We start from the raw sequence: 26,061 nt of genomic DNA, 5'->3' as shown, positions 1-26,061 counted from the left end.
CCACCGACCACACCCCAGCCCCGCCGGCGTTTGAGGCGCAGGGGCCCGGGGACTGGTCCCCGGCAACGGCGCCGCACCAGGCGACCGGCCCCGGAGGGGGTCAGCGGCGGCGGGACCGCCAGAGAAGATAGAGCGCCGAGGCCACCGCCGCAGCACGCGCCAGCCAGGGCAGCAGGTCCTGAAAGGTGCCGCTCAGCGCCTCGTCCGCCAGCGGAGCCCCCCAGCGGCCGTTCTGCCGGCCCCACAGCCACACCACCGCCCCCGCGAACACCACCCCGGGCAGCCCGAAGACCACCCACTTCCGCTCCGCGGCACCCAGCACGCGCGAGGCGTACGCGAGCAGCCAGCCCGCGGCGAGCAGCAGCCAGTAGCCGGAGACGGCCCCCGCCAGCAGGGCCACCGCCGCGAGCACCAGGAAGGCGTACGGCTTCCGCCTGGACGCAGCCACCGGCGCCGCCGTGGCGGCCGCCGCTTCCGCCTTGGCCCGGCGGCGGCGTTCGCGCAGGAACCCCATGAGGGTCGGCCGCCCGCCCGCCGGGGCTTCGGCGGGCTCCGGCTGCGAGTCCGGCTCGCGCTCCGCTCCCGGCCCCTTCAGGAGCTCCGGGATCTCGATGCCGCCCGCGAAGCCCTCCACCGACGACCCCGGCCCGACCGTCCACCAGTCGGGCTCCAGCTTCTCGCCCGCGCCCAGTTCGTCGAGCCCCACGAGGTGCGGCGGCGCGGCCCCCCGCTGCACCGGTACCGAAGGTGCGGAGGATGCGGAAGGCGCAGAAGGAACGGCGGAGACGTCGCCCCCGGCCGCGCCCCCCACCGCGCCCCCCACCGCCCCCGCCGCCGTGTCCAGCACCTCCTCCGGCGTCCCGATCCGCTCCAGGATGCGCCGCACCGCCGCCGGCGTCTCCGGTTCGTACTTGGCCCGCCGCCGGTCGATCTCGTCCCGCAGCCCCGCCACCAGCCGCATCCGGTCCCCCGACGACAGGTGCCTGCGCTGCGCCAAGTCCCCGACCCGGCTCAGATATTCGTAGACCAGATGGTCGCTCTCGATCCCCACGCCCCGGCTCCTCCCGTGCCACCTCCAGCGAAGGTAGCGCGTGCGCCCGTGGAGCGGCCGGGGGCGCAGCGGATACCGTTGACCGGATGGGGACCGGCCGACTGACCGGCCGACGCGACCAGGAGGCGACGACCGTGCCTGACCCGAGCACCGCGGGAAGCGCTCCGCGCTCCCTCGCCGAAGCGCTGCGCGCCCGCGACGACGACGGGCTCGGCGCCCTGCTGCGCGCCCGGCCGGACCTGCTGAGCCCGGTCCCCGGGGACGTGACGCAGCTCGCCACGCGGGCCGGTACGCGGGCTTCGGTGGTGCGCGCGCTGGACCGCCTGGACCGGTTCGCCCTGCAGACCGCCGAGGCCCTCGCGGTGGGCCCCGAGCCCTGCCCGTACGCGGTACTGGAGTCCCTGCTCAGCGGCGACACCGGCACCACCTCCGGCGCGGACAACGGGGCCCGCGCGGAACTCCCCCGGGCCCTGGCGACCCTGCGCGAGCAGGCCCTCGTATGGGGTGACGACGAGCGGCTGCGCCTGGTGCGCACCGCCCGCGAGCTGCTCGCCCCCTCCGCTTCGCGGCCCTCCCCCACCGGGCTCGGCCCGACCGTCGCCGAGGCCACCGCCGGCATGTCGCCGACCCGGATCCAGGAGATCGTGGCGGCCGTCGGACTGCCCGCGACGCACGACCCGGTGTCGGCGGTGACCGCGCTGACGGCCCTGTTCACCGACCCGGTACGGATGTCGGCGCTGCTCGACGAGGCTCCGGCGGAGGCCCACCAGGTGCTGGGCCGGCTCGTGTGGGGCCCGCCCTACGGGGAAGTGACGCCCCATCCGACGCCTCCGGTGCGCTGGCTGCGCGACCGCGGCCTGCTGCTGCCGGCCTCGGCGCGCACGGTGCTGCTGCCGCGCGAGGTGGCGCTGTACCTGCGCGGCGGGCTCGCGCACCGGGCGACGGAGCCGCTGGCCCCGGCGGTTCCCGCGCACCGCGAGCACCGTCCACAGCTTGTGGACGCGAACGCGGCCGGCCAGGCACTGGCCGCGCTGTCGACGGTCGAGGAGCTGGTGAAGTCCTGGGAGCACGCCGGTCCGGCCGTGCTCCGGGCGGGCGGGCTCTCCGTACGCGACCTGAAGCGGGCCGCCTCCACCCTGGACACCGACGAGCCGTCGGCGGCGTTCTGGATCGAACTGTCCTACGCGGCGGGCCTGCTGGCCAGCGACAGCGAGGCCGACGAGCGGTACGCCCCGACCCCCGCCTTCGACGGCTGGCTCGAACTCCCGCCCGCCGAGCGCTGGTCGGTGCTGGCGGCGGCCTGGCTGACCGCCACCCGGACCCCGGGCCTGGTCGGCGAACAGGACGCGAAGGGCCGCACCCTGTCGGCGCTCGGCGCGGAACTGGACCGCTCCGCCGCCCCCGAGGTGCGCCGCCGCATCCTCGGCCTCCTCGCCGACCTCCCCGAGGGCGGCTCCCCCGACCCGGCCGTGCTCCTCGCCCGCCTCGCGTGGGAACGGCCGGTCCGCGGTACGAGCGAACTGCGCGCCCGCCTCGCACGCTGGACGCTGACCGAGGCGGAGGTCCTCGGAGTCACCGGCCGGGGAGCGCTCGCCGCGCCCGGCCGGGCCCTGCTGGAGGGGCGCGACCCGGCGCCGCTGCTCGCGCCGCTGCTGCCCGAGCCCGTGGACCACGTACTGCTCCAGGCCGACCTGACGGCGGTGGCCCCGGGGCCGCTGCGGCGGCCGCTCGCCGAGGTGCTGGCCGTGCTGGCGGAGATCGAGTCCAAGGGCGGGGCCACCGTGTACCGCTTCACGCCCGGGTCGGTACGCCGCGCCCTGGACGCCGGCCACACCGCCGTCGACCTGCAGTCCTTCCTCGCCGAGCACAGCCGGACCCCGGTACCGCAGCCGCTGTCGTACCTCATCGACGACGTGGCCCGGCGGCACGGACACCTCCGGGTCGGCGCGGCCTCCTCGTACGTGCGCTGCGACGACGACGGCATGCTGAACGAGATCCTCGCCGACAAGCGGTCCGCCGGCCTCGGGCTGCGCCGCCTCGCCCCGACCGTACTGGCCGCGCAGGCCGAACCGACCGCGCTGCTCGACGGGTTGCGGGCCATGGGGTACGCGCCGGCCGCGGAATCCCGTACGGGTGACGTCCTGGTCTCCCGCGCCGACGCCCACCGCACCCCGGCCCGCGCCCTGCCCGTACCGGTCCCCGACGGGCCTCCGGTCCCGGACAGGACGCTGCTCGGGGCGGCCGTACGGGCGATCCGCGCGGGCGACCTGGCGGCGACGGCGGTCCGCAAGGAGCCCGCCGCTTCCGGCTCCCCGGGCGCCCCCGGCGAACTCCCGCGCACGAGCGCGGCGGAGACCCTGGCGACCGTGCAGGCGGCGGCGCTCACCGGGTCCGCGGTGTGGATCGGCTACGTCAACGCCGACGGGGCGGCGAGCCAGCGGGTCATCGCCCCGGTACGGGTGGAGGGCGGCTTCGTCACCGGCTACGACCACACGGCGGACGAGGTACGGACCTTCGCGCTGCACCGGATCACGGGCGTCGCGGAACTGGCGGAGGACCAGGTGTAGTCGGGGTCGAGTCCCGGGCCCCCGGCCCTGAGCTCCGGGGAAATCCGCTGGCCGGGACGGCCCGCGGCCCGCACCCTGGGGCCATGCAGGAATCCGCAGCCCCGTACCCCCGCCACCAGATCCGCGCCTCCCACACCGCCGACACCCTCACCGTCTACCAGGCCTACCGCCCCGGTCTGGGACTGCCGGCCGCCCGCGACGGCCGTTTCCCGCCCGAGTGGAAGCGCGAGCGGATGACCTGGGTCAAGCCGTCGTTCCTGTGGATGATGTACCGCTGCGGCTGGGCCACCAAGGAGGGTCAGGAGACGGTCCTGGCCGTCGAGATCACCCGCGCCGGTTTCGACCGGGCCCTGAGCGACGCCTGCCTGTCCCACTACGCGCCCGGCGTGCACCCCGACCGCTCGGCCTGGAAGCAGGCGCTGCGCACCGCCCCCGCCCGCGTCCAGTGGGACCCGGAGCGGGACCTGCACCTGAACCCGCTGCCGTACCGCTCGCTCCAACTGGGCCTGTCCGGGACGGCGTCACGCGCCTACGCCGACGAGTGGACGGTCTCCATCCGCGATGTCACCCCGCTGGCCCGGGAGATCCACGGCCTGCTCCGCTCCGGCGAACCGGAGGCGGCGCGGGCCCTGCTGCCGGTGGAGACGCCCTATCCGGCGGGGCCGCTGGAGCACCTGGGCGCATAGCAGGAAACAGGCTGCGGGAGCTTATTTCCCTGTTGCACGGCGGTGACATTCCGGCGACGGATTGGGGATGCGACCTGTGTGAGGATCAGCTCATCGCAGGAGCGACCGGGGGGAAGCAACCGGACCGCCGGCGAGAACCAAGCACCATCGGACCGGCCTTCAGTAGCCGGCCACCTCGCGCGGCCTCTCTTTCTCTGCCTCACCTCTGCCCTACCTCTGCGCTGCCTCGCACTGCCTCTGCACTGCCTCTCGGCCTCTCGGCCGCCACTGCCATGTGTTCTTGATGATTCCTGGGGGGAATCCGCCATGTCCGCTCGCTCCGCCGTCTTCCGCTCCGCCGTCTTCCGCTCCGCCGTCTTCCGCTCCGCCGCCCTGCGCACCGGCTCGGCCGCCGTGGTCGCCGCCGCCGTCGCCGGCACCTTCCTGATGCCGCTGTCGGCCTCCGCCGACGAGGGCAACCCGAAGGCGCTGAAGACCACGATGAGCGCGCCGGTCCCGAGCGGACCGCTGACCCGCGGCGGCGCGACGTCGACCTTCGACCTGACGGTGACCAACACGACGGCCAAGTCCTCCTCCTACCACCCGTGGATGCTCCTCGACCCCATCGGCGCCAGCCCGCTCCAGAAGGCCGACGTGATCTACAAGGTCGAGCCCGTCAGCGCCCCGGCGACCTCCTTCTTCATCGGGCAGCAGGACGGCGGGTGGCAGGGCATGTTCTACCCGGCGGGCAAGAACCCCACGGAGGGCTTCGAGATCCCGGCCGGCGGCACGCTGGTCTGGAAGGTCACCATGGGCCTCGGCAAGAGCTACCCGACCATCAACGGCGACTTCACCCTGCGGGCGTCGAGCATCCAGAACGAGATCGCGGACGGCGGCGAGGGCTCCCTCACCTTCAAGACCAGCCCGGCGGGCAAGCCCGGTGCACTGGAGACCTGGTTCGGCAAGGCGGCCCCCTGCACGGACGGCGGCGGGTCCCCCGACTGCAAGGAGCTGGACCTGCACTACCGGGTCACCGGTGAGGGCCAGTTCAGCTCCGGGCTCGGCACCTGGCTCGAGGTGGCCACGGCCGACCTGTCCGAGCACGAGGCAGCCGACCTCCAGACGCGCGTCAAGGGCGACGGCACCTGGAAGGGCACCAGCGTCAATCTGCCGGTCATCGCCAAGGGCTTCGGGGCCTCCTCCGGCGAGCGCGTCGTGCGCCTGCAGGTCAGGCTCGGCCCGAAGACGCAGCTCAAGAAGCTCACCCCGGTCAAGGCGACCGCCTCCGTCGGCCTGGCCGAGGGCGACAACACCTACCACTTCGAGTACGCCGATGGGGAGTTCGCGCTCGGCCCGAAGACCACCACCCCGCCCACCTCCCCGGCTCCCACCTCGCCGGCCCCGACCTCCCCCGCGCCCACCTCCCCGACGCCCACCACCCCGGCTCCGACCGGCTCCGCGACCACCACCCCCACGGCCACGACGACCCCGGCCACGGGGAACACCCCCGCGCCGACCGGCTCCCTCGCGCACACCGGCGCGGACTCCGACACCACCCTGTACTACTCCGGCCTGGCCACCGTCCTCATCGGCCTCGGCGGCGCGGTCGCCTGGTTCGCCCACCGCCGGCGCACCGTCCGCGGCTAGTCACCCCGTACCGCCACCCCGAAGGGGCCCGGTCCACGCCACGCGCGGGCCGGGCCCCTTCTGCTTCCGCCTCGCTCACCTCGCCGCGTACGCGATGCGCTCCGCGTCGAACGGCCAGACCTCGGCGAGCCAGCGCGTGACGGTGTCGTACACGGCCTTGTCGAGCGCGACCCGGTCGGCGCGCACCCAGGAACTGACGTGCACGCGCCCCGGCTCGGCCTTCGCGGGATAGATGTAGAGACACCCGATGACCTCGCCCTCGCCCTCGCGCTCCCCCTCCAGCACGCTGTACGTGAACCCGCGCCGCTCGGCGAAGTCCCGTGCGTGGCGCACCAGATCGGCGAGGTTCGCCTCGGGGCTCATGCCCTCCAGAGGTGGCCAGTCCCCCAGGAAGCCGGGCGTCGCGCGCACGTGCGCGATGCTCCCGCTCCAGGCGGCGAGGTCGCCCTCGTTGTGCTCGGGCCCGAGGGGCTCCAGCCGGAACCCCTCCCCGACGAGCCGGACGGGCACCTCGAACACGTCCGCGGGCGGTACGAAAGTCTGCTGATCGCTGCTCATGTGGCGACCCTACGCAGGTGCTCCCCCGGCGCCCACGGGATATTCGGCCGCCGGATCCGCCAGTCGGAGAAGTTCGTCGACGGACCACTGGTCGTACACGTGCTCCCCGTACTTGGCGGCCAGCACCCTCCCGTCCGGCGCGATCAGCAGGTCCGCGGGCAGCCCGAGCCGCCCGTTTGGCTGCCGCCGCGCGGGAAGCCGCTCCCGGCCCCGCGCCACCTCGGCGGCCGACCGCCCGATCCCCCACAGCACCGGCCCCCAGGCACGCGGGTCCAGCAGGGAGCGCGGGGAGGACTCGACTCCGAACTCCCGGTACAGCCGCTGCCGCGGATCGGCGATCACGTCGAAGGGGAAGTCGGCGACATGCGGGCGCAGTTCCTCCGCGGAGGAGTGGAAGAGCACGACCTCGCGGATCCCGGCGGCCTCGATCTCCGCGTGCCGCCGGACGACGGACCGCAGGTGGAGGTGGCAGACGGGGCAGCCGGCGAAGCGCCGGAACTGCAGATGGACGAGCCGCTCCGGGTCGGGCACGGAGACGGCCTCTCCTTCGACGGCCCCTGCGGACGTGATGGACGCGACCGGCGCGACCGGCGCGACGGGGGTGACAGGAGTGACGGACGTGAGCAGGCGTACGGGTACCACGGAACCGGGTTCGAGCATGGGAAACCCTCCCTCGACAGGCGTAGGCGTATGCCGTACGCCTACCTCTCCAGCGTAGGCGTATGCCGTACGCTGTCAACCGTCATGCCGCGCCCCCGCTCGCACACCCCGGACCAACTGGCCGCCGCCGCCCTCGCCGTCATCGACCGCGACGGGCTCCCCGGCCTCTCCATGCGCGCCGTCGCCACCGAGCTCGGCATCAGCCCCATGGCCCTGTACCGCTACGTCCCGGGCCGCGAGGAACTCGAAGCACTCGTCGTCGAACTCGTCCTCAGCGGCGTCGACACCACCCCGCCGCCCCCGGGCCCCTGGCAGGGCCGGATCACCGTCCTGGCCCGCCGCCTGCGCGACACCATGGGCGCCCACCCGGCCGCGCTCCCGCTCTCCCTGACGCACCGCCACCGTTCGGCCGGCGGGCTGCGCTGGTCGGAAACGGTGCTCGGAGTCCTCACCGAGGCCGGCATCGAGGCCGAGGAGCGGGTGCTCGCGCTGCGTGCCCTCATCGCGTACGTGATCGGCGCCACGCAGCTGGAACACCTCGGGCCGCTGGCCGGACCCGGAACCGCCGCCATCGCCGGTCTCCCCCCGCAGGAGTTCCCGTACATGACGGCCACCGCCCGCGACGCCCGCTCGGTCACCCCGGACCGGGAGTTCGAGGGCGGCCTGAAGCTGCTCCTGCGCGGCCTGTCATGATCCGCCGGTGACCACCGCAGCCGCCGCTCCCGCGCGGTACGGCCTGTTCGGCTTCGACGGCACCCTCGTCGACGCCGTCGCACACCTACTCCGCACACCTACTCCGCACGACGGCGCGGCCGAGCTGCTGTCCGCCCTGCCCGGGCGCCCACCGCCACTTCCCGACGCTCCGCGAGGCCGCCCCCGCCATCCTCGCCTTCACCACCGGCGGAGCCTGACCCCGTGCTCCGGCACATTCAGCCCCGCCGGCGTGTGAGGCGCGGGGTCCGGGGCGGAGCCCCGGCAACGGCGCCGCACCGACCGACGGGGCTCCGTACAGCTCAGAAGCGCCCAGCCCGCGGAGCGATACGGCAGACTGGAGGTTTGGCCGCCCGCGTCCGGGCGGGCCTCCCCCGCAGGAAAGGGACACGCGTGAACGGGCCCCTCATCGTCCAGAGCGACAAAACGCTCCTCCTCGAGATCGACCACGAGCTCTCCGCGGCCGCGCGGCGCGCCATCGCGCCCTTCGCCGAGCTGGAGCGTGCTCCCGAGCACATCCACACGTACCGGATCACGCCGCTGGGGCTGTGGAACGCGCGGGCCGCCGGGCACGACGCCGAGCAGGTCGTGGACGCGCTCGTGGAGTTCTCCCGCTACCCCGTCCCGCACGCGCTGCTCGTCGACGTCGCCGAGACCATGGCCCGGTACGGGCGGCTCACCCTCTCCAAGCACCCCGTCCACGGGCTGGTCCTGACCAGCACCGACCGGCCGGTGCTGGAGGAGATCCTGCGGTCGAAGCGGATCGCCCCGCTGGTCGGCGCGCGCCTCGATGCCGACACCGTGGCCGTGCACCCCTCCGAGCGCGGGCAGATCAAGCAGACCCTGCTCAAGCTGGGCTGGCCCGCCGAGGACCTCGCCGGGTACGTGGACGGCGAGGCGCACCCGATCGAACTGGACGAGACCGGCTGGGCGCTGCGCCCCTACCAGCAGCAGGCCGTCGAGGGCTTCTGGCACGGCGGCTCCGGCGTGGTCGTGCTGCCCTGCGGCGCCGGCAAGACGCTGGTCGGCGCCGGTGCGATGGCGAAGGCCAAGGCGACCACGCTGATCCTGGTCACGAACACCGTCTCCGCCCGCCAGTGGAAGCACGAGCTGATCAAGCGGACCTCGCTGACGGAGGAGGAGATCGGCGAGTACTCCGGCACGCGCAAGGAGATCCGGCCGGTCACGATCGCCACGTACCAGGTCCTGACGACGAAGCGGAAGGGCGTCTACCCGCACCTGGAGCTCTTCGACTCCCGGGACTGGGGCCTGATCCTCTACGACGAGGTGCACCTGCTGCCGGCGCCGGTCTTCAAGTTCACTGCCGACCTCCAGGCGCGCCGGCGCCTCGGCCTGACGGCGACCCTGGTCCGCGAGGACGGCCGCGAGTCCGACGTCTTCTCCCTCATCGGGCCCAAGCGGTTCGACGCCCCGTGGAAGGAGATCGAGGCGCAGGGCTACATCGCGCCGGCCGACTGCGTCGAGGTCCGGGTCAACCTGACCGAGTCGGAGCGCCTCGCCTACGCGACCGCCGAGACGGAGGAGAAGTACCGCTTCTGCGCGACCACCGCCACCAAGCGGAAGGTCACCGAGGCACTGGTCGCCAAGCACGCGGGCGAGCAGACGCTCGTCATCGGGCAGTACATCGACCAGCTCGACGAGCTCGGCGAGCACCTCGACGCGCCCGTCATCAAGGGCGAGACCTCCAACGCGCAGCGCGAGAAGCTCTTCAACGCCTTCCGCGAGGGCGAGATCAGCGTGCTGGTCGTCTCGAAGGTCGCGAACTTCTCCATCGACCTGCCCGAGGCCACGGTCGCCATCCAGGTGTCCGGCACCTTCGGCTCCCGCCAGGAGGAGGCCCAGCGCCTGGGCCGCGTCCTGCGCCCGAAGGCGGACGGCCACGAGGCGCGCTTCTACTCGGTCGTCGCGCGCGACACCATCGACCAGGACTTCGCCGCGCACCGCCAGCGCTTCCTGGCCGAACAGGGCTACGCCTACCGGATCATGGACGCCGACGAGCTGCTGGCCGGGGACTGACGGACGGGGACTGACGGACGGGGCGGCCGGGCCCTACGCTGGTCGTATGACGCACCAGGAGATCTACGAGGTCCTCTTCACGGAGTCGGCGGGCCGCGACCGGGACCGGCTGGAACCCGTGCGCCGCGCCTCCTTCGAAAAGGCCCTCGAAATCCTGGCCCGCGATCCGTACACGGAGCTGTCCCGGCCGATAGGAGCGGGCGAGCAGGACCGCGAGATCCGGCTCACCTCACAGATCGTGGCCGAGTACATGGTGTCGCGCGGGCGGCTGCTGCTCGTAGTGCTGCGGGTCTTCGACGACGCGGACATCCTGCTGCCCGAAGGGTGACCGGCGGCGCAGGGCGGCGGCGAGCAGGGCCGTGAGCAGGGGGACGGACCAGACCCACAGGTGGGGCCAGTCCAGCAGGAGCGAACGGCCGCCCGCGGGCGGATGCCGGGACCAGAACTCGGCGGAGGCGCCCGGGAGGACCAGCAGCCCGAGCAGGCCGCTTCCGGCGAAGGCGCCGAGTGCGGTCAGCCCCGCCCTGACCTGGCCGGTCAGCAGGAGGTACGGGATCAGCAGCGCCGGGGTCAGGGTGATCCCGGCTGCCGTGCCCAGCGCGAAGCCCTTGCCGAGCGCGCCGCGCGGCCGGTGCAGGTCCCACAGGACGGGGCAGGCCAGGGCCAGGGCGATCTGGCCGGACAGCGGGGTCTGGAACAGCGGCTCCAGCCACAGCCCGGCGACGGTGGCGGCCAGCACGGCGCCCGGCCGGGCCCGCAGTCCCACCAGCCGGCACGACAGCAGGATCAGCAGGGCGAACAGGCCCGCACTGCCCCCCACCAGGACGGCCTTCAGTACGCCGGTCGGCAGCCAGGCGGCCGGGGCGAAGAGGATGGCCGCGAAGGGCGGATACGCGGCGGGCGGACTCCACTCGGCGGCGGAGAGGCCGGGGGCGAGGGCATCGGCCACCGGGATGCGCAGGGCGACGCAGAGCACGCCGAGCACGAGCAGCAGGCCCGCGAGCAGCACTCCGGCGCGCGGCGACGCAGGGCGGCTGGGCTCGGAACTCCGGTTCACGGCGCGACCCTAGTGGATCAACGCCCCGGGACCCGAGCGGAGCCCTCCGGCCGACGCGCGAGGACGGCAGCGCACGGGCGCCGGCGCAGAGCCTGCGGCGCCGAGCCTCAGTGGCGTATGACGCCCGCGTCCTCGGAGTATTCACCGAGGACGACCACGCTCACGGCGGTCGCCGCGAAGACCTTGGCCGCGCGCAGGACGCTGCCGACGCTGTGGCGGGGGCGGGAGTCGGAAGTGGCGGTGGCGCCGCGAGGGCGGCGACCCTGGACCGGGGTGTAGGTTGCGGTGCTCATGTATCCATGGTCGGTTTTCGACCGGGTTGTCACATCGCCCTGAGGACTGAACCTCCAGGTCTCCGGCCTCCTCCTCTCGGCCCATGCCTCCCCCTACGGGCTCTGTCCGAAGGAGGACACGGACCGAACACCCCCCGTACGGGGTCACCGCCCCGAAGGACTTTCGGCCCCCCGTTCCCTTCGCTTTATCCATTCGCGCAGCGCCTCCGCGATGGCTAGAATCTCCGCTCTTGCCGCCTCCCGCCGCGTCACCGGGAGCGCCGCCCGCCGCTCGGAAACCGGCGGGCCCGTCCGCCCGCATCACGCAGGTCCTCAGCAGATGGAGGCAGTTCCGTGCCCGCGCACGCCCACGTCACAGACCCCGACGCCGCATCAGCAACGGCCGACGCGGCCGCCACCGACCCCCTGGGTCGCGAGCGGGCCCACCTGGCCGCCTCCCGGTCCGCGCTCCGCGCGATGCGCGAGGACGTCGAGAACCTCGACATCCGCGACGTCACCGCGAACTGGGTCAACGCGATCGTCCTGCAAGCCCAGATCGACGACCGGATCAAGGCCCTCGCCGACCTCGCCCACACCCCCCTCTTCTTCGGCCGCCTCAACTACCTGCACGCGCCCGGCGCGGAGCTCGCCGAGGGCGCGGAGGGCGAGCAGTTCTACATCGGCCGCCGCCACGTCCACGACGCCGGCGGCGACCCCATGGTGATCGACTGGCGCGCGCCCGTCTCCCAGCCCTTCTACCGGGCCTCGAAGAACGACCCGCAGGACATCGGGCTGCGCCGCCGCTTCGGTTACACGGGCGGCGAGCTGACCGCGTACGAGGACGAGCACCTCTGCGACCCGACCGAGACAGCGGCCGTCAGCAAACTGCTCCAGCAGGAGATCGAGCGCCCGCGCGTCGGCCCGATGCGCGACATCGTGGCGACGATCCAGCCGGAGCAGGACGAGATCGTCCGTTCCGGCCTGTCGGGCTCCGTCTGCGTGCAGGGAGGTCCCGGCACCGGCAAGACGGCCGTCGGCCTGCACCGTGTCGCGTACCTCCTCTACGCGCACCGCGACCGCCTCGCCCGTACCGGCACCCTGGTCATCGGGCCGAACCGTTCCTTCCTGCACTACATCGAGCAGGTCCTGCCCGCCCTCGGCGAGCTGGAGGTGAAGCAGGCCACGGTCGACGATCTGGTCGCCCGCGCGGACCTGGAGGTACGCGGCGCGGACGCCGCCGCAACCGCCGTGGTCAAGGGCGACGCCCGGATGGCGGAGGTCCTGCGCCGCGCGGTCCACTCGCACGTGAAGGAGCCCGTCGAACCGCTGATGGTGGTCCGCGGATCGCGCCGCTGGCGGGTCCCCGCGTACGAGATCGCCGAGATCGTCGCCGAGCTCCAGAACCGCGACATCCGCTACGGGGCCGCCCGCGACGCCCTCCCGCAGCGGATCGCGCACGCGGTCCTCGTACGCATGGAACAGGCGGGCGAGGCGCCCGACGACCGGGTCCAGGACGCGGTGGCGCGCAATCCCGCCGTGAAGGCCGTGGTCAAGGCGGTGTGGCCACTGGTGGAACCGGCCAAGCTGGTACTGCGCCTCCTCTCCGACCCGGGGTTCCTCGCGGAGCACGCGGACGGGATCCTGTCGGCGCCCGAGCAGGAACTTCTCCTGTGGGCGAAGCCGGCGCGCAGCGTGAAGTCGGTGAAGTGGTCGGCGGCGGACCTGGTCCTCATCGACGAGGCGACGGACCTGGTGGAGCGCACGCACTCGCTCGGCCACGTCGTCATCGACGAGGCGCAGGACCTGTCCCCGATGCAGTACCGGGCGGTCGGCCGGCGCTGCACGACCGGCTCCGCGACGGTCCTCGGAGACCTCGCGCAGGGCACGACCCCCTGGGCGACGCGCAGCTGGGACGAGGCGCTGGGGCACCTGGGCAAGCCGGGCGCGGTGCTGGAGGAACTGACCGCGGGCTTCCGCGTGCCGCGCGAGGTGATCGCCTACGCCTCGCGGCTGCTGCCGGCGATCTCGCCGGGCCTGTCGCCGGTCTCCTCGGTCCGCGAGACCCCGGGCTCGCTGATCGTCTCCCCCATCGACTCCCCCTCCGCCCTCCCAGCCGCGGTGATCGCGGCCTGCCGGGCCTCGCTCGTGCACGAGGGGTCGATCGGGCTGATCGCGGCGGACGCGCGGATCGCGGAGCTCGGGGAGGCGTTGCTGGCGGCCGGCCTGCCCTACCTCTCGCCCGGCGAGGAGACGACGGCGCAGTCGCGCCTGACGCTGGTGCCGGCGTCCCTGGCCAAGGGGCTGGAGTACGACTACGTCGTGCTGCACGAGCCGGCGGACGTGGTGGCGGGCGAGCCCGACGAACGGACCGGCCTGCGCCGCCTCTACGTCTGCCTCACCCGAGCCGTCTCGGGCCTCACCCTCCTCCACGCGGCCCCCCTCCCGCAGACCTTGGCCCCGACCGGCCCCTGACCGACGGTCCATCGTGTTCTGCCGCCGTGGGCGGGTCGGCCCTGCGGGGCGAAGTCCCCGACCCACCCTTCCACCGTTCCCCGGGCTCTGCCCGGACCCCGGTCCTCAAACGCCGGACGGGCTGGAAGGGGGTACCGGGCTGCGCCCGAACCCCCTGGGGCTCCGCCCCAGACCCCGGTCCTCAAACGCCGGACGGCTGAATTGGCGCGGGCGGCGGAATTGGCGTGGCCGGCGGGATTGGCGCAGGCGGCGGAATTGGCGGGGTCGGCGGGGTCGGCGGGATTGGCGCGGGCGGCTGGATTGCCGTGGTCGGCGGGATTGGCGCGGGCGGGCTGGTAACCCTCCCGTCGGCGGGACCGGGAGGGGCCCGGGACGGGGACGGGGGCGGGGTGGGGTGTTGGCCTGGACGTAAAGCGTGATTTGTGGCGCCGGCACACCCCGCGCCCTGTCGGAGTAGGGAGAGGGCGCCTAAATCATGCAGTCCAGGCCGACACCCCACCCCGACCCCGGCACCGGCCCCACCCGCAGCCACACCCCCACCGAGCACACCCCAGCCCCGCCGGCGTTTGAGGCGCAGGGGTCCGGGGACTGGTCCCCGGCAACGGCGCCGCCGGGTCAGCTCAGGGACGTGCGCCAGGCTTCGACCGCCATCGCAGACACCGGCCGGCCCCAGCCGTCGGGACGGGCCGCGCCGCCGATGTGGAAGGCGTCGATGCCCGCTTCGCGGAGCACCGGGAGGTGGGAGAGGGCCAGGCCGCCGCCCACCAGGATGCGCGGCCCGTAGCCGGGGGTCCCCGCCTTCGCGGCCTCCGCCAACAGCACCGGCAGGCCCTCGTCGACCCCGCCCGCCGCGCCCGCGGTCAGGTAGGTGTCCAGCCCCGGCAGGTCCGCGACCGCCTTGCGGAGCTGGTCACGGTCCGCCGCCCGGTCGATCGCGCGGTGGAACGTCCACCCGCACCCGCCGAGCTCCCCCACGACCGCCTCGACGGCGGTGAGGTCGGGGCTGCCGTCGGGGTTCAGGAAGCCCAGGACGAACTCCTCCGCGCCCTCGGCGCGCAGCGCTCGCGCCTCCTCGACCAGGCGTTCCACGTCCTGCGCGGAGCCCGCCGAGAAGCCGTCCGCCTGCCGGAGCATCACGCGCAGCCGGATGTCGACCGCCGCCCGGATCGCCGCGAAGGTCTCGCGCGGCGGGGTGAGCCCGTCGGCGGCCATGTCGGCGACCAGTTCGAGTCGGTCCGCCCCACCGGCCTGGGCCGCGACCGCGTCCTCCACGTCGAGGGCGATCACCTCCAGGAGCGCACGGTTGCTCATGTAATCCCATCCTTCGTCCCGCATTGGAAAATAGGTCTAGTCCAATATCCAGGGTACGGGCCTTCGCCCGCCCTTCACCAGCACAATCACGCCACCACCACAATGTGCGCATGACATCCGCCACGACTTCCGACACGCACCGCGAGCAGAACCTCCGCGCCCGCTGGCACGCCACCACCGCCGCCGCCGGAGCCGCCCCCGGCCTCGACCCCGCCCCCTACGCCGACCGCCTCCTCACCGCGTGGGCGGAGCCCCAGCGCAGGTACCACACCACCGCGCACCTGGCCGACGTACTCGCACGCATCGACGTACTCGCAGGCGAGGCACAGGGCGAGGCAGCTGAAGACGAATCGGACCGCACCTCCGTAGAGCTCGCCGCCTGGTTCCACGACGCCGTCTACCGGCCCGACCGCTCCGAGAACGAGGAGCGCAGCGCCGCCCTCGCCGAGCGCGCCCTGCCCGAGCTCGGCATCGACGGCGCCCGCACCGCCGAGGTGGCCCGTCTCGTCCGGCTCACGATCACCCACGACCCCGCACCCGGCGACACCAACGGCGAGCTGCTCTGCGACGCCGACCTGGGCGTCCTGGCGGGCACGGCGCAGGAGTACGCCGCCTACGCGGCAGCCGTGCGCGCCGAGTACGGCTTCGTCCCCGACGAGGCCTTCCGCGCGGGCCGGGCCGCCGTGCTGCGGCAGCTCCTCGCCCTGCCCCGCCTCTTCCGCACCGCCTACGGGGCTGCGCACTGGGAGGCCCCGGCCCGCGCGAACCTGGCCGCCGAGCTCGCGGACCTCACCGAGCCCACCGCCCAGCCCCGGGAATGAGATCCCGTTCGCCACAGTTGAGGTAGTTCATGCCCGCCGCAGCCGAACGCACCCGCATGCCCGTCGCCGTCTACATCCTCGGCCTCTCCGTCTTCGCACTCGGTACCAGCGAGTTCATGCTCTCCGGGCTGCTGCCACCCATCGCCGAGGACATGGGCGTCACCATCCCCCAGGCGGGCCTGCTCATATCCGCCTTCGCGATCGGCATGGTCGTCGGAGCGCCCCTGCTCGCGGTGGCCACGCTGCGGCTGCCCCGGCGCACCACCCTGCTCTCGCTGATCACCCTCTTCGGCCTCGGCCAGGTCGCGGGCGCGCTGGCCCCCTCGTACGGGCTGCTCTTCGCCTCCCGCATCGTCTCCGCGCTCGCCTGCGCCGGCTTCTGGGCGGTCGGCGCCGCCGTGGCCATCGCCATGGTCGAGCAGCACCAGCGGGCCCGGGCCATGGCCGTCATGATCGGCGGGCTCTCCATCGCCAACGTCTTGGGCGTCCCGGCCGGTGCGTTCCTCGGTGAGCACCTGGGCTGGCGCTCCGCGTTCTGGGCGGTCGGCGCGGCCTCCGCCGTCGCGCTCGTCGGCATCCTCGCGCTGATCCCCAAGATCCCGCTGCCCGCCGAGAAGCCGACGCTCGCGCGCGAGCTGCGCATCTACCGCGACCGCCAGGTGTGGCTGTCGATCGGCGTCACGGCGCTCGCCGCGGGCGGTGTCTTCTGCGCCTTCAGCTACCTGTCCCCGCTGCTCACGGACGTGGCCGGGCTCGATTCGCAGTGGGTCCCCTGGATCCTCGGCCTCTTCGGGATCGGCGCGCTGGTGGGCACCACGGTGGGCGGGCGGATCGCCGACGCGCACCTGTTCGGGGTGATGCTGTGGGGCATCACCGCCTCCACCGTCTTCCTCGCGGCGCTGGCCCTGCTGGCCTCCACGGCGGCGGCCGCGATCGCCCTGTCGTTCCTGCTCGGCTTCTCGGCGTTCTTCACCGCCCCGGCGCTCAACGCCCGCATGTTCAACGTCGCGGGCGCCGCCCCGACGCTGGCCGGCGCGACCACCACGGCCGCCTTCAACCTCGGCAACACCGGCGGCCCCTGGCTCGGCGGCACCGTCATCGACGCCGGGTACGGCTACTCCGCCACCGCCTGGGCCGGCGGCGCGATGACCGTCACCGCCATCGCCCTGGGCCTCGCAGCCCTCCGCCTGGACCGCCGTACGGGGTCCGGCGCGGCCCGCCCGACCCTCGTGGTGGCCACCTCGGCCCCGTCCCGGTCGGGCGCGACCGAGAAGGTCTGAGGAGTCCGACGGGCCCGACGGGCCCGGGGGCCGCCCCGCAGCGGCAGCGGACCGCGCCTACGCCGGCCGCCCCTTGGGCCGCCGCAGGCCGGCCGCCGTGATCCTCCGGACCAGCTCCTTGCTGCCGATCTCCACCGCGCCCGCGCCCACCGCGTCCGCGTAGCGATGCTCCGGGACGTCGTAGTGGTCGCGTTCGAAGGCCTTCGGCGGGCAGCCGATCGATGCCGCGAAGGCGTGCAGTTCCTCGAACGAGGCGTCGCTGACCAGGTGCGACCACATGCGGCCGTGACCCGGCCAGTCGGGCGGGTCGATGTACACCGTCACCGGCGGCTCATTCGCCGTACCCGAAGGCGGAGCCGTTCCCAGAGCCGGACCCGGAACCGAGGCCGCCGCCGAGGACCGGTCCGAGGCCGCCCACCGGCGCCACCCGCACGCCGGCCTCCGAGCACACCCACATCGGGTCCGGTCCGAGCTCGGGCTCCACGTCCAGCGCGTGCGGCTCGCCGTGGTTGCAGACCGGGCACAGCGGCCAGCGCCCGTACTTCTCCAGCAGCGCGTCCTTCACGTCCTGGGCGACGAGTCCGGCGAGGTAGTCGACGCCCTCCGGCCACTGTTCCACCCACCACCGGCGGTGCGTGACCGCGTCCTCGACGAGGGAGACGACATCGGCCTCGGCGACCTCGCCCGCGACGAGATCGGCGAGTACCAGGGCGCGTGCGGCGTGCAGCGCCCGTTCAAGGGGGGTCGCGTGGTCCATGGAGTCATTGTGGACCCGGACGGGCCATGTGGCGAAGGTCCTCTTCCACCGGTGACTTATGGCGTATTGACGTTCCCACCCCACTGAAAATAAGTTTCAAGGGTGAGCAAGAACGTGAAAGAAACCTTCAGCGGCACGGTGGACGCGCCCGTCGCCCCTGTCTCCGTCCCCGTCCCCGTCCCCGCCGCCCTGCGGGCCCGCGTCCGCAGCCTCGGCCCCTCGATGACCCGCTCCATGCAGGCCGTCGCCGAGGCCGTCGCCGAGGACCCCGCCGGATGCGCCGCGCTCACCGTCAGCGACCTCGCCGCCCGCACCGGCACCAGCGAGGCCACCGTCGTCCGCACCGCCCGCCTCCTCGGCTACCCCGGCTACCGCGACCTGCGCCTCGCGCTCGCCGCGCTCGCCGCCCAGCAGGAGTCCGGCGCGGCCCCCGCCGTCACCGTGGACATAGCCGTCGACGACTCCCTCGCCGACGTGGTCGCCAAGCTGGCCCAGGAGGAGGCGCAGACCCTCGCCGACACCGCCGCCGGACTCGACGTCACCGCCCTCGGCTCGGCCGTCGCCGCCCTCGCGGGCGCCCGCCGCATCGAGATCTACGGCGTCGGCGCCTCCGGCCTCGTCGCCCAGGACCTCGCGCAGAAGCTGTCGCGCATCGGCCTGATCGCCCACGCCCACAACGATCCGCACCTGGCCGTCACCACCGCCGTGCTGCTGCGCCCCGGCGACGTGGCCGTCGCCATCACCCACTCGGGCGGCACCGGCGACGTCATCGAGCCCCTGCGCACCGCCTTCGAGCACGGCGCCACCACCCTCGCGCTCACGGCCCGCGCGGGCTCCCCCGTCGTCCACTACGCCGACCTCGTACTGGCCACCTCCGCCGCCCGCGAGACCCAGCTGCGCCCGGCGGCCATGTCGAGCCGGACCAGCCAGCTCCTCGTCGTGGACTGCCTGTTCGTGGGCGTCGCCCAGCAGACCTACGAGACCGCGGCGCCCGCGCTCGCAGCCTCGTACGAGGCGCTCGCGCCCCGCCACCACACCCCCGTACCCACCGCCAAGCGGAGCACCACCACCCGCTAGCGGCAACAGCACCAGCACCAGCCAGGACCTCAGGAGCCGAAGCCCATGACCGCGTACGCCGAACTCCGCGCCCAGCTCGCCACCTTGACCACCGAGGCCTTCCGCCCCGAACTGGCCGAGATCGACCGGCTGTCCACCCTGGAGATCGCCCGCCTGATGAACGCCGAGGACGCCACCGTCCCGGCCGCCGTCGCCGGCGAGCTGGAGACGATCGCCGCCGCCATCGACGGGATCGCCGAGCGGATGGCCCGCGGCGGCCGCCTGATCTACGCGGGCGCCGGCACCGCCGGCCGGATGGGCGTACTGGACGCCAGCGAGTGCCCGCCCACCTTCAACACCGACCCCTCCGAGGTCGTCGGCCTGATCGCGGGCGGCCCCTCCGCCATGGTCAAGGCCGTCGAAGGCGCCGAGGACTCCAGGGAACTGGCCGCCGAGGACCTGACCGCGCTGGCCCTGACCGCCGACGACACCGTCATCGGGATCTCCGCCTCCGGCCGCACCCCGTACGCGATCGGCGCCGTCGAGTTCGCCCGCGACCGCGGGGCGCTCACCGTCGGCCTGTCCTGCAACGCCGGCTCCGCGCTCGCCGCCGCCGCCGACCACGGCATCGAGGTGGTCGTCGGCCCCGAACTCCTCACCGGGTCCACCCGGTTGAAGGCCGGCACCGCGCAGAAGCTCGTCCTCAACCTCATCTCGACCCTCACGATGATCCGGCTCGGCAAGACGTACGGAAACCTGATGGTCGACATGCGCTCCTCCAACGAGAAGCTGCGCGCCCGCGCCCGCCGCATCGTCTCGCTGGCCACCGGCGCCCCCGACGCCGAGATCGAGGCCGCGCTCACCGCCGCCGACGGCGAGGTCAAGCAGGCCATCCTCGTCATCCTCGGCGGAGTCGACGGCCCCACGGCCGCCGAACTGCTCACCGCCTCACGGGGCCACCTCCGGGCCGCCCTCACCCAGCCCCCGCGCTGACCCACCCCGCCCCTGGCCACCCTGCCCACCCCCGCTGACCCCCAGCAGCAAGGCGAACACCACGATGTCCACTGACAAGAACCGCGCCACAGCCGCCGCGATCCTTCCCCTGGTCGGCGGTCCGGACAACATCCTCTCCATCGCGCACTGCATGACGCGGCTGCGCATCACCCTGCGCGACCGCTCCCTGGTCCAGGACGAGGCCCTCAAGGCCCTCCCCGCCGTGATGGGCGTCGTCGAGGACGACACCTACCAGATCGTGCTGGGACCGGGCACCGTCGCCCGCGTCACGCCCGAGTTCGAGGCCCTGGTCGCGGAAGCCCGCGCGGCCGCCCCGGCGCCCGCCGCCCCCGGCACCGGGACCCCCCACACCGTGACCGCCGATGAACTCGCCGCCCAGGGCGCGGCCATCAAGAACGCCCAGAAGGCGAAGAACTCCACCCCCTTCAAGCTGTTCCTGCGCCGCATCGCGAACATCTTCGTCCCGCTGATCCCCGCCCTGATCGGCTGCGGCATCATCGCCGGCCTCAACGGCTTCCTCACCAACATGGGCTGGGTGCCCGCCGTCGTCCCGGCGCTCGCCGCGATGGCCTCCGGATTCATGTCCCTGATCGCGGTCTTCGTCGGCTACAACACGGCCAAGGAGTTCGGCGGCACCGCCATCCTCGGCGGCGCGGTCGCCGCGATCATCGTCTTCCCGGGCGTCGCGAAGATCGACGCCTTCGGCCAGCAGCTCTCCCCCGGCCAGGGCGGCGTACTCGGCGCACTGGCGGCCGCGCTGCTCGCCGTCCAGGTGGAGAAGTGGTGCCGCAAGTGGGTCCCGGAGGCCCTGGACGTCCTGGTCACCCCCACCCTCACCGTCCTCATCTCCGGCCTGGTCACCATCTTCGGCCTGATGTTCGTCGCGGGTGAGGTCTCCAGCGCCATCGGCACCTTCGCCACCTGGCTGCTCGCCACCGGCGGGGCCTTCGCGGGCCTGGTCCTCGGCGGGCTCTTCCTCCCGCTGGTCATGCTGGGCCTGCACCAGGCCCTGATCCCCATCCACACCACCCTGATCGAGCAGACCGGCTTCACCGTACTGCTCCCCATCCTCGCCATGGCGGGCGCGGGCCAGGTCGGCGCGGCCATCGCCGTCTACTACAAGCTCCCGCACAACCGCTCGATCCGCGCCACCATCAAGTCCGCCCTCCCGGCCGGCTTCCTGGGCGTGGGCGAACCCCTCATCTACGGTGTCTCCCTGCCCCTGGGCCGCCCCTTCATCACCGCCTGCATCGGCGGCGCCGCGGGCGGAGCCTTCGTAGGCCTCTTCAACCAGCTGGGCACCGCCTTCGGCTCCACCGCCATCGGCCCCTCGGGCTGGGCGCTGTTCCCGCTGCTGGACGGCAAGTCGGGCATGGGCCTCACCATCGCGATCTACGCGGGCGGCCTGGCCGTCGGCTACCTCGTGGGCTTCGCAGCCACCTACTTCTTCGGCTTCACCCAGCTTCTCTGCACTTCACTCAATGAGCCTAGTGAAGAGGAGCAGTCCACTTCTGAGGAACCGGTAACGAGTACAGCACCGGAAGAGGAAGCAGTTCTGACTCGCTGAGCGAGTAGTGGCCGAAGGCCGCCGGAGCATCGGTGCTCCGGCGGCCTCAGCCAGTAGATCCCCAATTGCGCCGCTTCTTGACCTTCGGCACAGGCATGTCAGGGTCCGTGAAGAGAGGCCCTTGCATGGTCTGCAGAATGATCACTGCATCGCTGGCGATGTCGGCACGCGCATAGCCCGTAGCGGCGTCCAGGTGCAGAGTCGTTGCTCCCCGTACCGGCTCTTCCGCCTCCCGTACTTGCATCCGGCTCCAGTGAACCTGTGGCAGCCTCTCAGCGTCGGGCGTGAACTCGTAGACAGCGTGATCAAAGATCAGCAGTCCGTCGATCAGAGGTTCACCCTCCTTGACCGGGTGCATGATGCAGGCGAAGGCGATGGGCCGCTCCTGCCACCAACCGATGACAGTGCTGGATCGCTCCCAGCCTGAAGCGAAGCGCTCGTTGAACAGTTTCGCGGTCCCCCACGCCCGGACCAGGCTGCCTCGAACACCATGGTGGGCCGCGAACTGATCGAGTGCCGTGCGGATCGCCTCCTGGATCTCGGCATCAAGCAGGTCAACCCCGCCAGCGTTGCGATCAGCAATCCGCACAGAGTTGTTGTGGACAATCGCTACGTAAGCCACCTGCTCCCACGTCGCCGCAGGGGCGATTTGCGTAGTACGCAAGACGTCCAGGTGACGACCTACCAACGCCTGATAGAACCGCCTGGTTGTCCTGCTCCTGCCCGGCAGATCCGTGATCCAGTCCGGTCCAGTGCTCTTGCGTCGGCTAAACAAGGCCACGCTCGATCGCCTCCCCAGCTCTCGGCCCCACCCCCAGAGGCGTGTCGGCTGATTAAGGTCCTCTCCTTCACCGGCCCACAGAGCGGGGGCGCGGCAAGCCGAGATCCACCACGGTCCGCTGAGCAGTCCGAGCCGCCTCGGCCTGCTTGGTCCGCAGGAACGTCAGCGTCATGTCGATTCCGTCGATCTCGCCGAGCCACTGCTCCTCTTCCGCCTTCTTACGGCGTAGAAGGAGGTCCTTCTCCAGCTCCACGAGTCGCGGCAGCATCTTGGGATTGATCTGGAGCATGGGGCAGCGGATGCAGGCGTGCTCGTGCTGGCAGGGCGTCCCGTAGGGACGCGCGCAGTTGCCCAGCTCGACCTTGCGCTTGTCGAAGTGCTCCTCGAACTCGTCCCATTCCTGTGGTGTGACCTCGCCGTATTCCACCTCTGGCCTCAGCGTTCGCCGGTGGTTTAGGAAGGCCTGGTAGTGGCCGACGACATCCTCTGCGAACACCGCAACGTAACCCTGAGTCGTCTGCAGATTGAGGTGTCCGAGCAGGGCGGCGCCGATGTGGATCGGTAGGCCCCCGTTGACAACCTCGGTGGCAAACAGCCGACGGAAGTCATGCGGGGTGAACTTCAGGCCCTCAAAGGCGGAGTTGATCTCGGCCAGCTCTTTGCAGCTGCGGTCAAGCATGCTCAGGACCGTTGCGCCAGACATGACGCCGATCGCGGTCCCGATATGTCGCTGCATGAGGAAAGGCAGCCGCTCCGACCACGTCCGCTCGTGCGGGTCGTACCGGGTCACCAGGGGGACGGTCCTGCCATTGCGCGTTTGGCGGCGAAGGATTTGCGCGACGGCGTGAAACAACTCAGCCGACATCGGAATCACTCGCTCGCGCTCGCTCTTCGACGGCGCGACCACCAACAGGGCGATGACCTCGCCGTTAGGCCGTTGGTACTGGCGGATGCTCAGGTGCGTGAGCTCGCAGAGTTCCTCCACCCGGATTCCGCTGTGCCGCAGCACCTCGACTGCCGCCCACTCCCAGAAGGCGGAGTCCTCGACAACGGTCACGTTGATCCGCTCACCCGATTCCTCTTCCGTGATCCTCACCGCCGGCTCTGCCTCCGCCGCGGCCATGCGCCGGTCATAGTCGGAGTTCCGGCGCCGGTAGCGGCGCCCTTGGTGGATGAACTCCTCACCGAGCGCGATCGGGCGAGCGGCATCCAGCAGACCGGCGTAGAACTCGTGGCGTGCTTCTACGTGGGCCACCAGCGCGGGCAGGAGCGGCTGCCGGACGCGGACCCGGTCCGCCATTCGCCGATTGATCTCCCGCCTGCGCTTCCCGAACCCCTTCAGATCCTGCGGACGGATGGGGCACGGAACGACCCACTGCGCCCACCGCTCCGGCTCTTCGACAGCCCAGCTGTGGAGGTCGACGTAGAGGCCGCGAACGGCAAGGAGGATGGATTCCGGGTCCAGGCGCTTCCTCAGCTCCCGGCCGCCACCAGTGGTGCACGTCTGGAGCTCGGCTCGCCATTGGTCGTAGAGGTCTTGGCCGAGGACCAGGTCAGGGTGTCCTGGGCTGAGCTCCTCGATTTTGGCCCAGAAGTGCTTGGCCAGGTTCCGGGCAAGGCCGGTGACGGTGACGTAGTCAGTCTCCGCCCGCCTGCGGGTCAGGTAGTCGATCAACAGCTGTCGGACTGAGAGGCTCTTGATCGCGTAGCGGTCCACCAGTTCCTCGATCGTCCGCTGACCGGTGTACACGAACGTCCTGAGCGTCGGTGGCGTCTCAGCCGGAAAGTGCCCCATGGCGTGGAGCAACTGCCAGGCACCGAGCGCAGCGAAGCGATTGTGGTTCTTGTTGGCCCCGTGGGTCAGCCCGAGACGCTTCGACTCCAGCGAGTAGTGCAGCAGAGCCGCAGGCGTCAGATCTTCGAGTGCGATGCCCTGAGTGGTCAGCGCGCAGGTGAGATCGAACTTCGCGCGTGCCTTGTGGACGTGTCCCATCGTGGGGTGTCCGTCAACGGCCTCGAAGAACCGGTCCAGGAGTGGGTCGTTCTGGATCTCCCGAAAGGGCTCGGCGTACCGCGTGAACTTGTTGGCGCGGAAGCCTGACACCGACGGCTGGACCACCCGAAGGCAGAAGGCCATCTTGGCGGCCGTGATCAGGTCGAAGCCGTCGTATTGGAACCCCTCACGCGCGAGGATGTTGACCGAGGGCGCGTTCTCGCCGTCGAAGCCGCTCGCCTCCCACCGTTGCTGCCAGGTCTCCCCTGGCAGTGTCTCCAAGTGGGCGAGCAGCATGTTCATCCCACGGCGCCGCTTGTTCGCGTGGGAACGGTCTGAACGCCCCTTGAGTGCTCCTGTGGCGATCTCCCGGACCTCTTCCAACGTCGCCCGGGAGAGATCCCCGAACGGCGCCGGCGGGACCTCTGGCCGCGGTGCCGGTGCGGCCTTCACAGATGCAGTGGAGAACCGGCTCCTCGGCGCCTCTAGCCGTGCACCCTCTCGGTAGGAGGCGACGCGGCGGTTTCGCGCGGTGTAGGTGTCGGGAGTGTGACGGTTAGGCACCGAACACCGCCTTGAAGTCGTCCTCGTCGTAGCCAGGCGCAATACTGCGCACGACCTTGGGCCGGTTGTAGTGCTCCTGCAGGGCATCGAAGAGGTCCTCGACGCGGGCGTTGAGGTAGCGGCCCGTGGTCGCCAGGTCCGCATGCCGGAGGATCGCCCGGACCTCGGTCAGGGTCAGGTTCGGGTCGTTCGCCATACGACTGGCTGCCGTGTGGCGAAGATCGTGCAGCGTCCAGTTCGTACCGAGCTTCGCGTTGGCCCGCTGGATGACCCGGCGCATCGCCCAGTAGCTCAGCGGCTTGTCGGGGCCGCGCCGCGTCCGCAGCACGGGCTCGTGGGCCGCGGGCAAGCCGATGGAGTCGAGGTAGGCCGCGAGCACGATGAGGGCCTGCGGGCTGGCCGGTACGGGGTCCCGTTCCTTGGTCCCTTTGGAGATCACGTGGAAGACCTGCCGTGACCAGTCGATATCGGCCGGGGTGACCCCCAGAAGCTCTTCGGCTCGGGCACCGCTGGAGACGTAGAGCAGGACAGCGGCCCTGTCCCGGTCATGCGTCATCGCTTCGAAGAACTCGTCCCACAGAACGTCGGGAATCGCCCTTGGGTCGCCCTTCGACACTCGCTGCCGTAGCCGGGCCCGCCGGAATGGCTGCGCCGGCTCGGTGGAGTTTCGGTGTGCCAGCGCCCTTCGTTGTGCGAGCGACTCCGGGACGGGGTTGGTCAGCGGGCCACGTCCGTAGTGACGGTGGAAGGCGTAGAAGCTGCTGACCACGGTCAATGCGTGGTTGATCGTGCTCGGTGCATAGCCGGCCTGGAGGTACCGCTTACCGGTGCGGGGGTTCACCGACCCTGGCCGTGGCGAGTCAAGACTGCTGCGGCGGCGCTGCGGGTTGGGTGCCGTACGGAGCCACCCCACGAGGGCGGCGGCCTCCGCCTCGGACGCCTTGTCCCACGGCAGATCGAGGAACCACAGCAGCCGGAACCAGCGCAGAAGGTCGTGCGCGTAGCTGCGGCCGGTCAGCGGGCTGTTGTCGCTGAGCGCCAGGTCCCGGAGGTACGAGAGGGCGGGCTCGACCACCTCACCGGACACGGTGAGGACCGCGTACGGAGGGTGCTGGGTCTCCAGTTTGGCCACCGACCCGAGGCGAGGCACACCGGCGCGGCCTTCGATCAAGTCGTGGTGCAGGTTGGGTTTCATGCGGGCTCTCCTTGAGCGGGGAAAC

General features: G+C 72.2%; 24 protein-coding genes. 13 read left to right on the top strand and 11 right to left on the bottom strand.

What is annotated here, in order from left to right:
- Window positions 1-100 precede the first annotated feature (100 nt).
- Window positions 101-1,051, bottom strand: coding sequence for a hypothetical protein (locus MTF69_RS31320; RefSeq protein ID WP_243339586.1), 951 nt, complete (start codon window positions 1,049-1,051; stop codon window positions 101-103).
- Window positions 1,052-1,137: 86 nt separating this feature from the next.
- Here MTF69_RS31320 and MTF69_RS31315 point away from each other — a divergent pair, with 86 nt between their 5' ends.
- From MTF69_RS31315 to MTF69_RS31305, 3 genes are all read left to right on the top strand, one after another.
- Window positions 1,138-3,618, top strand: coding sequence for a helicase C-terminal domain-containing protein (locus MTF69_RS31315; protein ID WP_243339585.1), 2,481 nt, complete (start codon window positions 1,138-1,140; stop codon window positions 3,616-3,618).
- Window positions 3,619-3,701: 83 nt separating this feature from the next.
- The gene (locus MTF69_RS31310) at window positions 3,702-4,304 is read left to right on the top strand and encodes a DUF4291 domain-containing protein (protein ID WP_243339584.1); all 603 of its coding nucleotides are present in this window, start codon (window positions 3,702-3,704) and stop codon (window positions 4,302-4,304) included.
- 306 nt (window positions 4,305-4,610) lie between these two features.
- The gene (locus MTF69_RS31305; RefSeq protein ID WP_243339583.1) at window positions 4,611-5,930 is read left to right on the top strand and encodes a hypothetical protein; all 1,320 of its coding nucleotides are present in this window, start codon (window positions 4,611-4,613) and stop codon (window positions 5,928-5,930) included.
- Window positions 5,931-6,005: 75 nt separating this feature from the next.
- Here the strand turns inward: MTF69_RS31305 and MTF69_RS31300 are convergent, their stop codons facing one another.
- On the bottom strand, window positions 6,006-6,488 hold the full coding sequence (locus MTF69_RS31300) for an N-acetyltransferase (protein ID WP_243339582.1): 483 nt from the start codon (window positions 6,486-6,488) through the stop codon (window positions 6,006-6,008).
- Between the two features lie 9 nt (window positions 6,489-6,497).
- Complete coding sequence (locus tag MTF69_RS31295; protein WP_243339581.1) at window positions 6,498-7,148, bottom strand: peroxiredoxin-like family protein; 651 nt, start codon at window positions 7,146-7,148, stop codon at window positions 6,498-6,500.
- A gap of 84 nt (window positions 7,149-7,232) precedes the next feature.
- On the opposite strand from MTF69_RS31295, the gene MTF69_RS31285 reads away from it, so the two are divergent.
- The 4 genes from MTF69_RS31285 to MTF69_RS31270 all read left to right on the top strand — a co-directional run bounded on the left by MTF69_RS31285 (window position 7,233) and on the right by MTF69_RS31270 (window position 10,224).
- A complete protein-coding gene (locus MTF69_RS31285; protein WP_279346482.1) occupies window positions 7,233-7,841 on the top strand; it encodes a TetR/AcrR family transcriptional regulator in 609 nt (202 codons plus the stop codon).
- 7 nt (window positions 7,842-7,848) lie between these two features.
- Window positions 7,849-8,097: a hypothetical protein gene (locus MTF69_RS31280; RefSeq protein WP_243339580.1), complete on the top strand. Its 249-nt coding sequence runs from the start codon at window positions 7,849-7,851 to the stop codon at window positions 8,095-8,097.
- Between the two features lie 155 nt (window positions 8,098-8,252).
- Window positions 8,253-9,896 carry a DNA repair helicase XPB gene (locus MTF69_RS31275; RefSeq protein WP_243339579.1) on the top strand — a complete coding sequence of 548 codons (1,644 nt, stop codon included), beginning with the start codon at window positions 8,253-8,255 and terminating at the stop codon, window positions 9,894-9,896.
- 46 nt (window positions 9,897-9,942) lie between these two features.
- Window positions 9,943-10,224 carry a hypothetical protein gene (locus MTF69_RS31270; protein WP_243339578.1) on the top strand — a complete coding sequence of 94 codons (282 nt, stop codon included), beginning with the start codon at window positions 9,943-9,945 and terminating at the stop codon, window positions 10,222-10,224.
- On the opposite strand, the gene MTF69_RS31265 is transcribed toward MTF69_RS31270, so the two are convergent.
- Window positions 10,126-10,953: a glycosyltransferase family 87 protein gene (locus tag MTF69_RS31265; protein WP_243339577.1), complete on the bottom strand. Its 828-nt coding sequence runs from the start codon at window positions 10,951-10,953 to the stop codon at window positions 10,126-10,128. The two genes, MTF69_RS31270 and MTF69_RS31265, sit on opposite strands and share 99 nt — an antisense overlap.
- A 107-nt stretch (window positions 10,954-11,060) precedes the next feature.
- Window positions 11,061-11,246, bottom strand: a complete 186-nt coding sequence (locus MTF69_RS31260; RefSeq protein WP_243339576.1) for a hypothetical protein — start codon at window positions 11,244-11,246, stop codon at window positions 11,061-11,063.
- Window positions 11,247-11,579: 333 nt separating this feature from the next.
- Here MTF69_RS31260 and MTF69_RS31255 point away from each other — a divergent pair, with 333 nt between their 5' ends.
- On the top strand, window positions 11,580-13,697 hold the full coding sequence (locus tag MTF69_RS31255) for an AAA family ATPase (protein ID WP_374324448.1): 2,118 nt from the start codon (window positions 11,580-11,582) through the stop codon (window positions 13,695-13,697).
- 615 nt (window positions 13,698-14,312) lie between these two features.
- Here MTF69_RS31255 and MTF69_RS31250 read toward each other — a convergent pair.
- Window positions 14,313-15,008 (bottom strand): copper homeostasis protein CutC, encoded by a 696-nt coding sequence (locus MTF69_RS31250; RefSeq protein WP_243339575.1) that lies wholly within the window; start codon window positions 15,006-15,008, stop codon window positions 14,313-14,315.
- Window positions 15,009-15,118: 110 nt separating this feature from the next.
- On the opposite strand from MTF69_RS31250, the gene MTF69_RS31245 reads away from it, so the two are divergent.
- Window positions 15,119-15,829, top strand: a complete 711-nt coding sequence (locus tag MTF69_RS31245) for a hypothetical protein (protein WP_243339574.1) — start codon at window positions 15,119-15,121, stop codon at window positions 15,827-15,829.
- A 56-nt stretch (window positions 15,830-15,885) separates the two neighbouring features.
- Complete coding sequence (locus MTF69_RS31240; RefSeq protein WP_243339599.1) at window positions 15,886-17,109, top strand: Cmx/CmrA family chloramphenicol efflux MFS transporter; 1,224 nt, start codon at window positions 15,886-15,888, stop codon at window positions 17,107-17,109.
- 57 nt (window positions 17,110-17,166) lie between these two features.
- On the opposite strand, the gene MTF69_RS31235 is transcribed toward MTF69_RS31240, so the two are convergent.
- Both MTF69_RS31235 and MTF69_RS31230 read right to left on the bottom strand, forming a co-directional pair.
- The gene (locus MTF69_RS31235; protein WP_243339573.1) at window positions 17,167-17,433 is read right to left on the bottom strand and encodes a DUF4031 domain-containing protein; all 267 of its coding nucleotides are present in this window, start codon (window positions 17,431-17,433) and stop codon (window positions 17,167-17,169) included.
- A gap of 7 nt (window positions 17,434-17,440) precedes the next feature.
- Window positions 17,441-17,866 (bottom strand): hypothetical protein, encoded by a 426-nt coding sequence (locus MTF69_RS31230; protein ID WP_243339572.1) that lies wholly within the window; start codon window positions 17,864-17,866, stop codon window positions 17,441-17,443.
- Window positions 17,867-17,968: 102 nt separating this feature from the next.
- On the opposite strand from MTF69_RS31230, the gene MTF69_RS31225 reads away from it, so the two are divergent.
- From MTF69_RS31225 to MTF69_RS31215, 3 genes are all read left to right on the top strand, one after another.
- Window positions 17,969-18,943 (top strand): MurR/RpiR family transcriptional regulator, encoded by a 975-nt coding sequence (locus MTF69_RS31225; protein WP_374324444.1) that lies wholly within the window; start codon window positions 17,969-17,971, stop codon window positions 18,941-18,943.
- Window positions 18,944-18,988: 45 nt separating this feature from the next.
- Window positions 18,989-19,915: an N-acetylmuramic acid 6-phosphate etherase gene (murQ, locus tag MTF69_RS31220; RefSeq protein WP_243339571.1), complete on the top strand. Its 927-nt coding sequence runs from the start codon at window positions 18,989-18,991 to the stop codon at window positions 19,913-19,915.
- Window positions 19,916-19,979: 64 nt separating this feature from the next.
- Window positions 19,980-21,503, top strand: a complete 1,524-nt coding sequence (locus MTF69_RS31215) for a PTS transporter subunit EIIC (protein WP_243339570.1) — start codon at window positions 19,980-19,982, stop codon at window positions 21,501-21,503.
- Window positions 21,504-21,549: 46 nt separating this feature from the next.
- On the opposite strand, the gene MTF69_RS31210 is transcribed toward MTF69_RS31215, so the two are convergent.
- The 3 genes from MTF69_RS31210 to MTF69_RS31200 form a co-directional block, all read right to left on the bottom strand.
- A complete protein-coding gene (locus tag MTF69_RS31210) occupies window positions 21,550-22,092 on the bottom strand; it encodes a hypothetical protein (RefSeq protein WP_243339569.1) in 543 nt (180 codons plus the stop codon).
- Window positions 22,093-22,351: 259 nt separating this feature from the next.
- Entirely contained in the window at window positions 22,352-24,580 is a 2,229-nt protein-coding gene (locus MTF69_RS31205) for a site-specific integrase (protein ID WP_243339568.1), read from the bottom strand.
- A 253-nt stretch (window positions 24,581-24,833) separates the two neighbouring features.
- Entirely contained in the window at window positions 24,834-26,036 is a 1,203-nt protein-coding gene (locus MTF69_RS31200; protein WP_243339567.1) for a site-specific integrase, read from the bottom strand.
- Window positions 26,037-26,061 lie beyond the last annotated feature (25 nt).

It is taken from the genome of Streptomyces sp. AP-93 (assembly GCF_022808175.1).
In the GTDB taxonomy this organism is placed as follows: Bacteria; Actinomycetota; Actinomycetes; order Streptomycetales; family Streptomycetaceae; genus Streptomyces.
The sequence above is the reverse complement of the archived record's forward strand: the minus strand, read 5'-3'. Positions and strand labels throughout refer to the sequence as shown.

Excerpts from the sequence above, each read along its gene's own strand:
- MTF69_RS31315 (WP_243339585.1), top strand. The coding sequence starts at position 1,138 with ATGGGGACCGGCCGACTGACCGGCCGACGCGACCAGGAGGCGACGACC.
- MTF69_RS31310 (WP_243339584.1), top strand. The coding sequence starts at position 3,702 with ATGCAGGAATCCGCAGCCCCGTACCCCCGCCACCAGATCCGCGCCTCC.
- MTF69_RS31305 (WP_243339583.1), top strand. The coding sequence starts at position 4,611 with ATGTCCGCTCGCTCCGCCGTCTTCCGCTCCGCCGTCTTCCGCTCCGCC.
- MTF69_RS31300 (WP_243339582.1), bottom strand. The coding sequence starts at position 6,488 with ATGAGCAGCGATCAGCAGACTTTCGTACCGCCCGCGGACGTGTTCGAG.
- MTF69_RS31295 (WP_243339581.1), bottom strand. The coding sequence starts at position 7,148 with ATGCTCGAACCCGGTTCCGTGGTACCCGTACGCCTGCTCACGTCCGTC.
- MTF69_RS31285 (WP_279346482.1), top strand. The coding sequence starts at position 7,233 with ATGCCGCGCCCCCGCTCGCACACCCCGGACCAACTGGCCGCCGCCGCC.
- MTF69_RS31270 (WP_243339578.1), top strand. The coding sequence starts at position 9,943 with ATGACGCACCAGGAGATCTACGAGGTCCTCTTCACGGAGTCGGCGGGC.
- MTF69_RS31260 (WP_243339576.1), bottom strand. The coding sequence starts at position 11,246 with ATGAGCACCGCAACCTACACCCCGGTCCAGGGTCGCCGCCCTCGCGGC.
- MTF69_RS31250 (WP_243339575.1), bottom strand. The coding sequence starts at position 15,008 with ATGAGCAACCGTGCGCTCCTGGAGGTGATCGCCCTCGACGTGGAGGAC.
- MTF69_RS31245 (WP_243339574.1), top strand. The coding sequence starts at position 15,119 with ATGACATCCGCCACGACTTCCGACACGCACCGCGAGCAGAACCTCCGC.
- MTF69_RS31240 (WP_243339599.1), top strand. The coding sequence starts at position 15,886 with ATGCCCGTCGCCGTCTACATCCTCGGCCTCTCCGTCTTCGCACTCGGT.
- MTF69_RS31230 (WP_243339572.1), bottom strand. The coding sequence starts at position 17,866 with ATGGACCACGCGACCCCCCTTGAACGGGCGCTGCACGCCGCACGCGCC.
- murQ (WP_243339571.1), top strand. The coding sequence starts at position 18,989 with ATGACCGCGTACGCCGAACTCCGCGCCCAGCTCGCCACCTTGACCACC.
- MTF69_RS31215 (WP_243339570.1), top strand. The coding sequence starts at position 19,980 with ATGTCCACTGACAAGAACCGCGCCACAGCCGCCGCGATCCTTCCCCTG.
- MTF69_RS31205 (WP_243339568.1), bottom strand. The coding sequence starts at position 24,580 with ATGAACATGCTGCTCGCCCACTTGGAGACACTGCCAGGGGAGACCTGG.
- MTF69_RS31200 (WP_243339567.1), bottom strand. The coding sequence starts at position 26,036 with ATGAAACCCAACCTGCACCACGACTTGATCGAAGGCCGCGCCGGTGTG.